The sequence below is a fragment of the Mesorhizobium sp. M0954 genome, assembly GCF_040319155.1.
Classification (GTDB): domain Bacteria; phylum Pseudomonadota; class Alphaproteobacteria; order Rhizobiales; family Rhizobiaceae; genus Mesorhizobium.
The window spans coordinates 281,837-293,887 of the sequence record NZ_JAMYNR010000002.1 but is presented as its reverse complement, the minus strand read 5'-3'; the positions used below and the strand labels follow the sequence as shown (position 1 = coordinate 293,887).

Here is a 12,051-nt window from a genome sequence, read left to right as displayed (position 1 = left end):
GCGGCGACGTGGCCGCCTTATCTTTTGCGGCAAATGCTCCTAGGATGATCCCATGAGCGACGACAAGGCGATCTGGCCACCAATCGATCCGATCTCGGCCGGCTTGCATGGCCGCTGCCCCCGCTGTGGCGAGGGCAAGCTGTTCTCCGGGTTCCTCACGGTCGGCAATCGCTGCACCAATTGCGGCCTCGATTATTCTTTCGCCGATGCTGGTGACGGGCCGGCGGTGTTCGTTATCCTGATCATCGGCTTCATCGTCGTCGGCCTGGCGTTGTGGATGGAGGTGACGCTCAATCCGCCGCTTTGGCTGCATCTGCTGCTGTGGATTCCGCTGACGCTGGTGCTTTGCCTGGCGGCGCTCCGGCTGATCAAGGGCGTGCTGCTGACGCTGCAATACCGCAACAAGGCGGCCGAGGGCCGGCTGGACCGCGGCGAATGAGCGAGGCATCAGGTTCGGTGGCCGGCCGGTCGCGGCCCAAGCGCGCATTGGCGCTCGGCCTGGGTATCGTCGTGTTTTTGATCCTGCTGGCGCTCGGCACCTGGCAGGTTCAGCGCCTGCACTGGAAAGAGGGCCTTCTCCAGACGATCGACCAGCGTACGCATTCGGCGCCTGTGCCATTGGCCGAGGTCGAAAAGCGGTTTGCTGTCGCCGGCGACGTGGACTACACGCCGGTGATGGTGACCGGCACTTTCCTGCATCAAGACGAGCGGCATTTCCTCGCCACCTGGGAAGGCCAGTCCGGTTTCGACGTCTTCACGCCGCTACAGCTCGACGATGGCCGTTTCGTGCTGATCAACCGCGGCTTCGTGCCTTACGATTTCAAGGATCCAGCCAAGCGGCCGAAGGGGCAGGTAACGGGCAAAGTGACGGTGACGGGGCTCGCCCGCAACCCGCTGCCGGCCAAGCCCTCGATGATGCTTCCCGACAATGACCCGCTGAAGAACATCTTCTACTGGAAGGACCGTGACGCGATGGCCTCGAGCGCCGGCCTGCCGACAGGTGCGGCGCTGGTGCCGATCTTCATCGATGCGAACGCCACGCCCAACCCCGGCGGGCTGCCGGTTGGCGGTGTCACCGTCATCGACCTGCCGAACAGCCATCTGCAATATGCGATAACCTGGTACGGCCTTGCCGCCGCCCTTGCCGGCGTCCTGATCTCCTGGCTCCGCCGCCCGGCGAAAGACCAATGATCGCCGCCACTACCCTTGACAGGGCAGGGCCGCGCACCTCATTTCGCGCCTTGAGCTCAGAAGTCATAGTCCGATCAACCGGCCCACAATCAGCGTAAGATGCAATCATGCTTCACACAAAGCCGCCGCTGACCATCCGGCTCTGCCAGCCCCGCGGTTTCTGTGCGGGCGTTGACCGTGCCATCCAGATCGTCGTGCTGGCGCTGAAGAAATACGGCGCGCCGGTCTATGTCCGCCACGAGATCGTGCACAACCGCTACGTCGTCGAAGGGCTGCAAAGCCTCGGCGCGGTGTTCATCGAGGAGCTCTCCGAGATCCCGCCCGAGCATCGCCAGAGCCCGGTCGTCTTTTCGGCGCATGGCGTGCCGAAATCTGTGCCGGCCGACGCCCAGTCCCGCAACCTGTTCTATCTCGACGCGACTTGCCCGCTGGTCTCGAAAGTCCACAAGCAGGCGATGCGCCATCAGCGGCTTGGCCGCCACGTGCTCTTGATCGGCCATGCCGGGCATCCGGAGGTGATCGGCACAATGGGCCAGTTGCCGGACGGCGCGGTAACTCTGATCGAGACCGAGGCCGACGCCGCAAGCTTCGTGCCCGCAGACCCACAAGCGCTCGGCTTCGTCACCCAGACGACGCTGTCGGTCGAGGATACCGCCGGTATCATCCGCGCCCTGCAGCAGCGTTTTCCCGAGCTGCACGCGCCGGCGGCGGAATCGATCTGTTATGCCACCACCAATCGCCAGGAAGCGGTCAAGGAAACAGCGGCCGGCGCCGATCTCTTCCTGGTTGTCGGCGCACCTAACTCGTCCAACTCGCGGCGCCTGGTCGAAGTGGCCGAGCGCGCGGGCGCCTCGATGTCGCTTCTCGTGCAGCGCGCCTCCGAAATTCCGTGGAATGAGATTGCCGGCATTTCGACGCTCGGCCTGTCGGCGGGCGCCTCGGCGCCGGAGATCATCGTCGACGAGATCGTCGATGCGTTCAGGCAGCGCTTCGACGTGACCATCGAGCTGGCCGTGACGGCGACGGAGACGGAGGACTTTCCGGTGATGCGGGTGTTGCGCGATGTCGAACTGACGGCAGCCGACATGGCCTTCGTCAACGGGGCCGCGTAGCAACGATGGCGGTCTACACCGACGTCAACGAGGGCGAGCTCGGCGCATTCCTCAGGAACTATCCGGTCGGCGACCTCTTGTCCTACAAGGGCATCGCCGAAGGCACCGAAAACTCGAATTTTCTGCTGCACACCAGCAGCGGCTCCTACATCCTGACTCTTTACGAGAAGCGTGTCGACAAGGCTGACCTGCCGTTCTTTCTCGGCCTCATGGCCCACCTCGCCAGAAAGGGCATTTCGTGCCCGCTCCCGGTCACCGCACATGATGGCGGCGTGATCGGAACACTTGCCGGCCGGCCGGCGGTCATCATCACCTTTCTCGAAGGCCTGTCGCTGCGGCGGCCGACGGCTGCGCATTGCGGCGAGGTCGGCAAGGCGCTGGCGGCACTGCATCTCGCCGGCGCGGATTTTCCGATGACCCGCCCCAACGCCCTTGCCATCGATGGCTGGCGCAAGCTGTGGAATGCCGCCCGCGCCCGCGCCGACGAGGTCGAGCCGGGACTGGCGGCCGAGGTCGATGCCGATTTCGCCGATTTCGAGCGGAACTGGCCGAACGGTCTGCCGCAAGGCATCATCCATGCTGATCTTTTCCCGGACAATGTGTTTTTCCTCGGCGAGAAACTGTCCGGGCTGATCGACTTCTATTTCGCCTGCAACGACCTCTATGCCTATGACGTTGCCACGTGCCTGAACGCCTGGTGCTTCGAGAAGGATTTTTCCTTCAATCTGACCAAGGGCACGGCGCTGCTTGCCGGCTACCAAAGCGTGCGGCCGTTGAGCAGTGACGAGAAAGCTGCGCTGCCGATGCTGGCGCGCGGTTCGGCGCTGCGCTTCATGCTGACCCGGCTCTACGACTGGCTGACGGTCCCGGACGGCGGCCTGGTGATGAAACGCGACCCGACCGAGTATATCCGCCGGATGCGCTTCCACCGGGCGATCAACTCTCCTTCCGAATATGGACTGACATGACCAAGCGCGTTGAAATCTTCACCGATGGTGCCTGTTCGGGCAATCCCGGGCCTGGCGGCTGGGGCGCAATCCTGCGCTTCAACGGCGCAATCAAGGAGCTCCATGGTGGCGAGGCTCTGACCACCAACAACCGCATGGAATTGTTGGCGGCCATCTCGGCGCTCAATGCGCTCAAGGAGCCTTGCGTCGTCGATCTTTATACCGACAGCAACTACGTCAAGGACGGCATTTTCGGCTGGATCGACGGCTGGAAGCGCAACGGCTGGAAGACGGCCGCCAGGCAGCCGGTGAAGAATGCCGAGCTGTGGCAGCAGCTCGACGCTGCGCGCAACCGCCACCAGGTCACCTGGCATTGGGTCAAGGGCCACGCCGGCCATCCCGAGAACGAGCGCGCCGACGAATTGGCGCGGCTCGGCATGGCGCCATTCAAGACGAAGTCGGCGAAACCCGTGCTCGCGTCCGTGCCGCCGGAGGAAGGCACCCGCTCCAGGCAATCGGCGGCCAAGAAGGTTCGGCGCTCGACGCAAAGCTATTGAATTCCGGCTGCGGGTCCGCTCTCTGGCAGGAAGAGTTCTTATCATGCCGATTGCATACTACATCACGCATCCCCAGGTTCAGGTCGATGCCAACGTTCCAGTGCCGGAGTGGGGACTGTCCGACATCGGGCGAGCGAGAACATCTGCAATGCTCGATCAGCCGTGGGTTGGGTCGATCCGGCGGATCGTGTCGTCGGGTGAACGCAAGGCGATACAAACCGCCGAGATACTCGGAAGGCATCTCCGCCTTGCAGTCGAGGTGAGGGAACGGATGCATGAGAATGACCGATCGGCAACCGGTTTCCTGCCGCCATCGGAGTTCGAAGCGGTCGCCGACCAATTCTTCGCCAATCCAAACAGCAGCATTCGTGGATGGGAGCGAGCTATCGAAGCCCAGCGTCGTATTCTAAGCGAGGTAGACACTGTGCTACGCACCGACGCCGCTGTCGACGTTGCTTTCATAGGTCACGGAGGTGTCGGAACGCTCCTGCTGCTCTCTTTGAGCGGTCGGGAAATCAGCCGCGAGGCGGATCAGCCAGCGGGCGGTGGGAACTACTTCGCATATGATATCAGCGCGCGTCGCGTTATCCATGGATGGCAGCCGATCGACAGGCCGACGCAGCGCCGCGACGGTCAATTACCTATCGGATCAGAAGAGCGGTGCCGAACAGTCCGATGGCAAACACCGTATGCGAAACTAGATTGAGGGCGCGGACCTGCATCGGATTGGGCCGCTTCGAAGCGGCCCAGCCGGCGCCCATGCCGGGCGCCAGCAGAAACCACCCGGCGCCGACGGTGACGATGCCGAGCATAAAAGCCGGCAGGAAGGTCGGCGTGGTGAGCCAGGCCGTTCCGGCCAGCACGACCAGTATGACGCCGTAGACGATGCCGACAGCATAATGAAAGGCCCAGCCAAGTACTGATTCATGCGGGTAGGGCGAGGCCTCGCCAATGTCGTGATGGAAGACCTTGCCTTCCCTGAGATGCCAGACCCAGCGGCCGACCAGCCCCCAGTTCGGCCGCGGCTGAGCAAATGCCTTGTTCAGGAAAATCGCCCAGAGATCCATAAGCGCGGTTGCGCCGACGCCGATCGCGACGCTGCGCCAGACGATGTCAGACATAATCGAGGTCCCCAGAAGCAAGCAGTCCCGAAGGGCCGACGCATGGTCCCGAAAACCGGGTCGGCTTTCGGAAGGATCATGCGCCGATGCAAAAGTCAGCGTCCTTTGGACGTTGAGCGCTCGAAGGCGCCCTTTGCCGTGCCTGGCCTAGATCTAGGCTGTCGCCAGGACGGAAAGCTGTCCGAGAATGTGAGCCGCACCGGATTCGTCGACGCCGGGCTTTGTCTCGACATTGAGTGCGGTGATCTTGCCGTCATCGACGATCATCGAAAAACGCTTCGAGCGTAGCCCCATGCCGCCGCTGGAGAGGTCGGCGTCGAGGCCGACGGATTTGGCGAAATCGCCATTGCCATCGGCAAGATAAAGGATTTTGCCTTCACCGCCGCTGAAGCGGGCCCAGGCCCCCATAACGTGAACATCGTTGACCGAGACAACGGCGATAGTGTCGACGCCGCGCGCCAGGATGGCGTCGTAATTGTCCAGGTAGCCGGGCAGATGATTGTTGCTGCAGGTCGGCGTGAAGGCGCCTGGAACGCCAAACAGCACGACCTTCTTTCCTGAGAATATCTCGCCCGTCGTTATCGGCTTTGCACCGTCGGCGGTCATTGTCTTGAAGGTCGCATCGGGCAGTTTGTCGCCAACGGAGATCGTCATGATGGTCCTCGCTTGGAAATGGAAGGGAGTGTCCTTGCGATAGCGAATTAAGGCGCGCCCGGCAACCGTCCAGACGTTGGCATCACGGGAATGGCAACAGGCCTTCGACCGCGCCTGCGGCACTTGTCAGCGTGTAGTGCAGGCCGCCATCGGTTGGCGTTGTCGACGGCCTGTCGAGGATCGGCACAGTAAAGATGAGCTTGCCATCCTTTTCGGTGCGTGCCGGGGCACCGAACATGTAGTCGCGTTCGCCGGCAACGAAGAAGTCGGCGCCCTCGGGGCTGCCCGGAAAGCTCGCTTCGACAATCAGCGTTTCGTGGTCGCCCGGCAGTACGTTTATGCCGAAATCGGGCGTTGCCGTGGCGGGCAGGGTGGCAAGGCCTGCCTTGACCAGTGCCGCGTCCTCGGCGTTGTCCGGATCGGCGCCGGGATCGACGGTCAGCCTTGTCTGCACCGGGATGCAGATGGTTTCGCAGATGCCGAGGAAAATGTCCGCATCGATGACGGCCGGCTGGCCGGGCGTGGCAAGCGTAAACGTCACCGGCAACGAAACCGGGTGGTCGTAGCCGGCCCATTTGCCATAGCCGTCGTCATGGCGCTGCGGCGGCGGAAACGAAAGCGTCGCGTCGGCAATGTTGGTGCTGGCCGAGACGTCGATCTGTGGCGGCACGCCCGCATCGCCCGGATCGCGCCAATAGGTCTTCCAGCCGGGCTTCAGCGCAATGTCGAGGACGCCCTGGAGACGCCCGGCCTCATCGGCCTTGCCGCTCGTCACCAGCCGCACCCTGCCGCCTTCGCTATTGTACCAGGCCGATGAGGAGGCTGAGGCGGGGAGGCCGGTCGCCGATCCAATGGCCACGCCAAGCAGCAGGATTTTCAAGATTTGCATGGCAATGATTTGATCGTCTGTTGATGGCCGCACAATGATTTCATGACGCCGCCGGCATCATATTTGCGTGACCTTCGATTTACGAGCCTGATCAAATCGGGCGCCGCCCATCTTTTCGACGCCCCGGAAACGCGTTACGCTGTGGCCATGGATTTGTTGCGCCATAAAAGGACGGCCGCAGGACCCGGCTTTCTCGACGATCAGTTCCTGATTGCCATGCCCGGCATGAAGGATGACCGCTTCACGCGCTCTGTCATCTACATTTGCGCGCACAGCGACGAAGGCGCGATGGGGCTGATCATCAACCAGACGCAGCAGATGCTGTTTCCGGACCTGCTCGTGCAACTCGGCATCATGAACGAGCTGGAGGCAATTCGCCTGCCGCCACCGGCGCGCGACTTCGTCGTGCGCAATGGCGGACCGGTGGATCGTAGCCGCGGCTTCGTTCTGCATTCGGGCGACTACCGGGTGGAATCCTCGCTCGCCGTGTCCGACGATGTCTGTCTGACCGCGACCGTCGACATATTGCGCGCCATCTCCTCCGGCCGCGGACCCCGGCGGGCTCTGATGGCGCTCGGCTATGCCGGCTGGGGTGCGGGCCAGCTTGAAAACGAGATCGTCGAGAATGGCTGGCTGACTTGCCCGGCAAGTGCCGAGCTTCTGTTCGACGCCGACATCGATCGCAAATATGACCGGATCCTCGCCTCAATCGGCATTGATCTCGCGCATCTCAGCCTGGCTGCCGGTCACGCCTGAACCTCATTACGTCCTGAAACTTGTCACGCTTGGGTCAACGGATACTGTTCCTTCAGCGTCTTCAGCACCTGATCGCCCGGCATCGGCGCGCCGAACATGAAGCTCTGCACGTATTCGCAGCCCATCTGCCGCAACTCCAGCGCATCGCTCTCGTCGGAAATGCCTTCGGCGACAACCGACAGGCCGAGTTCATGCGCCATATTGACCATGGATTTGAGCAGCACCGCACGTTTCGGCGTCGCGTCGTCGACGAAGCTCTTGTCGATTTTGATGGTGTCGAACGGAAAGCGCGTCAGATAGGCCAGCGATGAATAGCCGGTGCCGAAATCATCCAGCGACAGGCCGATGCCAAGCTGCTTCAGCTTGGTCAGCACATGGGCGGTCTGCTCGGGATTGTCCATCACCAGCGATTCGGTGAGTTCGAGCCGGAAGCAGCGCGGTTTCAGGTTGGCTCGCGCGATCACCGAGCGGACGTCGCTGACCAGGTCGCGGCGGATGAGCTGACGGCTGGACAGATTGACCGAGACCGACAGCGGCGCATCGCCGATCTGCTTTTGCCATCCCGCCAGGTCTTCGGCAGCCTGTTGCATGGCGAACAGCCCAAGCTGCACGATCAGGCCGCAGTTTTCGGCGACCGGAATGAAATCAGCCGGCGGGATCATGCCGCGACGCGGATGGTCCCAGCGCAGCAGCGCTTCGAAGCCTGCGACGCTGCCGTCCTCCAGCCGCACGATCGGCTGGTAGGCAAGCGTGAATTCGCGTCGTTCGATGGCGCGGCGCAGATCGGACTCGAACTGCAGCCGGTCGGTGCCGACGGTGCGGAAGGCGGGACGGAATGGCTCGATCCGGTCGCCGCCGAAGCGCTTGGCCTGATGCATGGCAAGCTCGGCATCCTTGACCATGTCCTCGGCTGAGGTCTGCGTGGCGGTCCAGGTGATCAGCCCGATCGAGGCGGTCAGCACGATCTCGCGCTTGGCGAAGGTGATCGGGTTGTTGATGGCGTGCTTGATGGCATCGGCAATGCCCGCGATGCGAGCCGGATCCTGCTCCGACAAAAGCATCAGCGCGAACTGGTCGCCGGCAAAGCGCGACAGCGAATCCTTCGGCTTGAGCAGCCGGTGCAGCCGCCGCGCGATGGTCAAAAGGATGGTATCGCCGGCCGAGATGCCGAGCCCGTCATTGACCTGCTTGAAGCGGTCGATGTCGATGACGAAGACGGTCGGGCGCACCTTCTCTTCGGTGCGGGCGATCGAAATGATCGCCTCCAGCCGGTTCATGAACAGCTCGCGGTTGGGCAGGCCGGTCAGATTGTCGTGCACGGCGTCATGCAGCAGCCGTTCCTCGGACTTCTTCTGCTCCGTCACGTCGACCATGGTGCCGACGCAGCGGATGACCTCGCCGTCCGAGCCGATCACCGGCCGGGCGCGCAGCGAAAACCAGTGATAGTGCCCGTCGGCGCCGCGCAGGCGGAAGTTTTGCGACACCCGGCCGCGCCGGTGCTCGAGCACCACGTCGAGTGTCGTGCGAAACGTGTCGCGGTCGTCGGCATGCAGCACCGGCAGCCAGTTGCGGGCGGGCCCGCCGAGACTGTTGGGGGCAAGGCCGAGCTGAATGCTGACGTCGGGACGAGTGACGACGCGGTCGCGCAGCACGTCCCAGTCCCACACGGTATCGCCCGATCCGGCAACCGCCAGCGCCTGCCGCTCGAGATCGGAGAACAGGCCCTGATGCAGGGCGCCGCCGGCAAAAGCGTGCTGCATCACCGTGAAGCCGATCAGCAGGATGATGAGGATCAGCCCGCCGCCCAGCGCCGGCTGGGCGATATCGTTGTCCAGCATGCCGGTGATTGCCATCCACGATCCGCATAGCCACAGCAGAACCATCACCCAACTGGGCACCAGCATGATGGCGCGGTCGTAACCGCGGATACCGAGGAAGATGATCAGGCCGAGCCCGGTCAGCGCGGTGGCGGCGAAGGACAGCCTGGCAATGCCGGCGGCAACCGCCGGATCGATGATGGCGACACCGGCGATCAGCACCAGCCCGAGAATCCAGACCAGCGCGCCGTAGCTGAAATGGCCGTGCCACCGGTTGAGGTTGAGATAGGCAAACAGGAACACCACGAAGGTCGCCGCGAGCGCCACCTCCGTTCCGGCGCGCCACATCTGCTCATTGCCCGGTGAGATCTCTATGATCTTGTTGAGAAAGCCGAAATCGACGCAGATATAGGCAAGCACCGCCCAGGCTAGGGCCGCCGTTGCCGGGAACATCGAGGTCCCCTTGACGACGAAAAGAATGGTCAGGAACAGCGCCAGCAGGCCGGCAATGCCGATGACGATGCCACGAAACAGCGTGTAGGAATTGACCGAGTCCTTGTAGGATTCAGGGTCCCACAGATAGACCTGCGGCAGCTTGGGCGAGGCGAGCTCGGCGATGAAGGTAATCACCGTTCCGGGGTTCAACGTGACCCGGAAGACGTCGGCGTCGGGGCTGGTCTGGCGGTCGAGCGCAAAGCCTTCGCTGGGCGTGATCGCGGCGATACGGGTCGAGCCGAGATCCGGCCAGAACAGGCCGGAATTCACCAGCCGGAAATGCGGTGCGACAATCAGCCTGTCGAGCTGCTGGTCGGTGGTATTGGCCAGCGCGAACACCGCCCAGTCACCGCTCGAGCGCGCATCATTTGCCTCGACCTCGATGCGCCGCACGATGCCGTCCGGGCCTGGCGCGGTCGACACCTGAAAATTCTCGCCCTGGTTCCGGTAGATCAAGACGGCCCCCGAAAGATCGAGCGCAACGTCGTCGCGGGCGATCTTGATCGGTTCTACCGCAAAGGCCGAGGACGCCGCGCAGAGCGTGACGATTGCCGCCAGCATAAAGGCAAGCAGCGACCCGTTGCGCAGAAAATTCGTCAAAATCAGCCCTTTGTTCCAACGCCCGGCGGATCGTCCGCGATTCGGGCGTATAGGTAATGGTCCTGCCAGATGCCGTTGATCCTGAGATAGGATCGTAGCAGTCCTTCGCGCCGGAATCCGGCTTTTTCAAGCACGCGGATCGACCGGGCGTTGTCGGGAATACAGGCAGCTTCGATCCGGTGCAATCGCAGCGTTTCGAAGGCGAAACGCGTCACCACTCTTACGGCATCGGTCATCAGGCCGCGTCCGCTGAAGCGCTCGCCGATCCAGTAGCCGATATGGCCGCTTTGGGCGACCCCGTGGCGGATATTGCCGAGGGTGATACCGCCGGCCAGCTTGCCGCTGCTTTTCTCGAAGATGAAGAAGGCGATCGCCGTCCCCTGCGCGTAGTCCTCGCGGTAGCGCCCGATACGATGCCGCCACGCCGTGCGGTCGAGTTCGTCAGGGGTCCATCGCGGCTCCCACGGCTCAAGGAAGGCGCGGCTTTCACTGCGCAGCACCGACCACTCGCGATAGTCGTTGGTCAGCGGTACGCGCAGCGTGACAAGCTCGCCCTTCAGTGCCGGCAGGTCGCGGCGAAAGAAAGGGAGCGCGAACACGACGCTCGAGTAGGCTTAGACGGCGAGCTTGCGGGCAGTGGTCTGCGTGCCCGAAAGCGAATCGAGGATCGCCTCATAGGGCGCGAGCGTACCCACCGGCCCGACGGCTGTAAGCGTCGGCTTGGTCGAAAAAAGCCGCGACGACAGGTCCGTCAGCCGCTCGACCGTCAGCGCCGACAGCCGCTCCATCAACTCTTCCTTGGCTATCGGCCTGCCGAACAGAAGCAACTGCCTGGCGATCTGCGAGGCGCGGCTGGCCGGGCTCTCGGCCGACATGATCAGCCCGGCGCGGTACTGCGCACGCGCCCGGTCGAGCTCCTCCTGCAGGATGTTTTCACCGGCCTTTTGCAGCTCGTCGATGATCACAGGCACCAGCTCGGCAATATCGCTTTGTCCGGTCGCCGCATGGACCCCGAAGACGCCCGTGTCGGAAAAACCCCAATGGAAGGCGTAGACCGAATAGCACAGGCCGCGTTTCTCGCGGACTTCCTGGAAAAGCCGCGACGACATGCCGCCGCCCAGGATCATCGACAGGACCTGGGAGGCATAGAAATCGCGGACGTGATAGGCGCGGCCCTCGAAACCCAGCACGATCTGCGCGTCCATCAGGTCGCGGTCCTCGCGAAAATCGCCGCCGACATACTGCGCATATTGCGGGATGGTGCCGTCGGCCTTGCCGCGGAAGCTGCCGAGACGCTTTTCGACCTCCCGCACGAAATCGTCGTGCTTGATATCGCCGGCCGCCACCATCACCATGTTCTCGGCGCCGTACTGTCGTTCGATGAAGTCGTGCAGCTGCTTCGAAGTGAAGGATTTGACGGTTTCCGGCGTGCCAAGAATCGAGCGGCCGATAGTCTGGTGGCGGAAGGCGGTCTCGGTAAAGTGATCGAAAACGACGTCGTCGGGCGTATCGTGCGCGGCGCCGATCTCCTGCAGAATCACATGCTGCTCTCGTTCCAACTCCTGCGGATCGAATTCGGATTCCTGCAGGATGTCGGAAAGGATATCGACGGCCAGCGGCACGTCGTCGCTCAGAACCCTTGCATAATAGGAGGTCGTCTCGACGCTGGTGGCGGCATTGATCTCGCCGCCGACGTCCTCGATCTCCGAGGCAATCTCGAAGGCGCTTCGCCGACTGGTGCCCTTGAAAGCCATGTGCTCGAGCAAGTGCGCCATTCCGTGCTCTTCGTCACGCTCGTTGCGTGCGCCCGACTTGACCCAGGCGCCAAGGGCAACAGATTCGAGGCTTGGAAGGGTTTCGGTGGCGACTGTCAGGCCGTTCGACAGACGGCTTACCTCAACACCCATATGGC

At 63.0% G+C, this 12,051-nt stretch carries 12 protein-coding genes and 1 pseudogene; 7 read left to right on the top strand and 6 right to left on the bottom strand.

Going from position 1 to position 12,051, the window contains the following annotated elements:
• The first annotated feature begins 52 nt into the window (after positions 1 to 52).
• From NKH93_RS04540 to NKH93_RS04515, 6 genes and pseudogenes are all read left to right on the top strand, one after another.
• The gene (locus tag NKH93_RS04540) at positions 53 to 439 is read left to right on the top strand and encodes a DUF983 domain-containing protein (protein ID WP_352470653.1); all 387 of its coding nucleotides are present in this window, start codon (positions 53 to 55) and stop codon (positions 437 to 439) included.
• A complete protein-coding gene (locus NKH93_RS04535) occupies positions 436 to 1,191 on the top strand; it encodes an SURF1 family protein (protein ID WP_352969334.1) in 756 nt (251 codons plus the stop codon). The genes NKH93_RS04540 and NKH93_RS04535 overlap by 4 nt, the downstream gene beginning before the upstream one ends.
• A gap of 107 nt (positions 1,192 to 1,298) precedes the next feature.
• Positions 1,299 to 2,303, top strand: coding sequence for a 4-hydroxy-3-methylbut-2-enyl diphosphate reductase (ispH, locus tag NKH93_RS04530; protein ID WP_254818458.1), 1,005 nt, complete (start codon positions 1,299 to 1,301; stop codon positions 2,301 to 2,303).
• A gap of 5 nt (positions 2,304 to 2,308) precedes the next feature.
• On the top strand, positions 2,309 to 3,271 hold the full coding sequence (locus tag NKH93_RS04525) for a homoserine kinase (RefSeq protein ID WP_352456890.1): 963 nt from the start codon (positions 2,309 to 2,311) through the stop codon (positions 3,269 to 3,271).
• Positions 3,268 to 3,807: a ribonuclease HI gene (rnhA, locus tag NKH93_RS04520; RefSeq protein ID WP_352768720.1), complete on the top strand. Its 540-nt coding sequence runs from the start codon at positions 3,268 to 3,270 to the stop codon at positions 3,805 to 3,807. The genes NKH93_RS04525 and rnhA overlap by 4 nt, the downstream gene beginning before the upstream one ends.
• A gap of 43 nt (positions 3,808 to 3,850) precedes the next feature.
• Positions 3,851 to 4,417, top strand: a pseudogene (locus NKH93_RS04515) (histidine phosphatase family protein); the annotation flags it as partial.
• Positions 4,418 to 4,448: 31 nt separating this feature from the next.
• On the opposite strand, the gene NKH93_RS04510 reads toward NKH93_RS04515, so the two are convergent.
• From NKH93_RS04510 to NKH93_RS04500, 3 genes are all read right to left on the bottom strand, one after another.
• A complete protein-coding gene (locus NKH93_RS04510; protein ID WP_352969332.1) occupies positions 4,449 to 4,928 on the bottom strand; it encodes a DUF2938 domain-containing protein in 480 nt (159 codons plus the stop codon).
• Between the two features lie 153 nt (positions 4,929 to 5,081).
• Entirely contained in the window at positions 5,082 to 5,582 is a 501-nt protein-coding gene (locus tag NKH93_RS04505) for a peroxiredoxin (protein ID WP_352969330.1), read from the bottom strand.
• Positions 5,583 to 5,664: 82 nt separating this feature from the next.
• The gene (locus NKH93_RS04500) at positions 5,665 to 6,471 is read right to left on the bottom strand and encodes a protein-disulfide reductase DsbD domain-containing protein (protein ID WP_352969328.1); all 807 of its coding nucleotides are present in this window, start codon (positions 6,469 to 6,471) and stop codon (positions 5,665 to 5,667) included.
• Positions 6,472 to 6,618: 147 nt separating this feature from the next.
• Between NKH93_RS04500 and NKH93_RS04495 the strand changes: the two genes are divergently transcribed.
• Positions 6,619 to 7,227 carry a YqgE/AlgH family protein gene (locus NKH93_RS04495; protein ID WP_031211061.1) on the top strand — a complete coding sequence of 203 codons (609 nt, stop codon included), beginning with the start codon at positions 6,619 to 6,621 and terminating at the stop codon, positions 7,225 to 7,227.
• Between the two features lie 23 nt (positions 7,228 to 7,250).
• On the opposite strand, the gene NKH93_RS04490 is transcribed toward NKH93_RS04495, so the two are convergent.
• Genes NKH93_RS04490 through NKH93_RS04480 form a run of 3 tightly spaced genes read right to left on the bottom strand, consistent with a single transcriptional unit; the run spans position 7,251 to position 12,046 of the window.
• Positions 7,251 to 10,139, bottom strand: coding sequence for an EAL domain-containing protein (locus tag NKH93_RS04490; protein WP_352969326.1), 2,889 nt, complete (start codon positions 10,137 to 10,139; stop codon positions 7,251 to 7,253).
• A 2-nt stretch (positions 10,140 to 10,141) separates the two neighbouring features.
• Positions 10,142 to 10,738, bottom strand: a complete 597-nt coding sequence (locus NKH93_RS04485) for a GNAT family N-acetyltransferase (protein ID WP_352470647.1) — start codon at positions 10,736 to 10,738, stop codon at positions 10,142 to 10,144.
• A 15-nt stretch (positions 10,739 to 10,753) separates the two neighbouring features.
• Positions 10,754 to 12,046, bottom strand: coding sequence for a M16 family metallopeptidase (locus NKH93_RS04480; RefSeq protein ID WP_352470646.1), 1,293 nt, complete (start codon positions 12,044 to 12,046; stop codon positions 10,754 to 10,756).
• Between the last annotated feature and the right edge of the window lie 5 nt (positions 12,047 to 12,051).

Bases quoted from the DNA above. Each gene is read 5' to 3' on its own strand.
- NKH93_RS04510 (WP_352969332.1), bottom strand. From the start codon at position 4,928: ATGTCTGACATCGTCTGGCGCAGCGTCGCGATCGGCGTCGGCGCAACC.
- ispH (WP_254818458.1), top strand. From the start codon at position 1,299: ATGCTTCACACAAAGCCGCCGCTGACCATCCGGCTCTGCCAGCCCCGC.
- NKH93_RS04480 (WP_352470646.1), bottom strand. From the start codon at position 12,046: ATGGGTGTTGAGGTAAGCCGTCTGTCGAACGGCCTGACAGTCGCCACC.
- NKH93_RS04500 (WP_352969328.1), bottom strand. From the start codon at position 6,471: ATGCAAATCTTGAAAATCCTGCTGCTTGGCGTGGCCATTGGATCGGCG.
- NKH93_RS04525 (WP_352456890.1), top strand. From the start codon at position 2,309: ATGGCGGTCTACACCGACGTCAACGAGGGCGAGCTCGGCGCATTCCTC.
- NKH93_RS04505 (WP_352969330.1), bottom strand. From the start codon at position 5,582: ATGACGATCTCCGTTGGCGACAAACTGCCCGATGCGACCTTCAAGACA.
- NKH93_RS04495 (WP_031211061.1), top strand. From the start codon at position 6,619: ATGGATTTGTTGCGCCATAAAAGGACGGCCGCAGGACCCGGCTTTCTC.
- rnhA (WP_352768720.1), top strand. From the start codon at position 3,268: ATGACCAAGCGCGTTGAAATCTTCACCGATGGTGCCTGTTCGGGCAAT.
- NKH93_RS04535 (WP_352969334.1), top strand. From the start codon at position 436: ATGAGCGAGGCATCAGGTTCGGTGGCCGGCCGGTCGCGGCCCAAGCGC.
- NKH93_RS04540 (WP_352470653.1), top strand. From the start codon at position 53: ATGAGCGACGACAAGGCGATCTGGCCACCAATCGATCCGATCTCGGCC.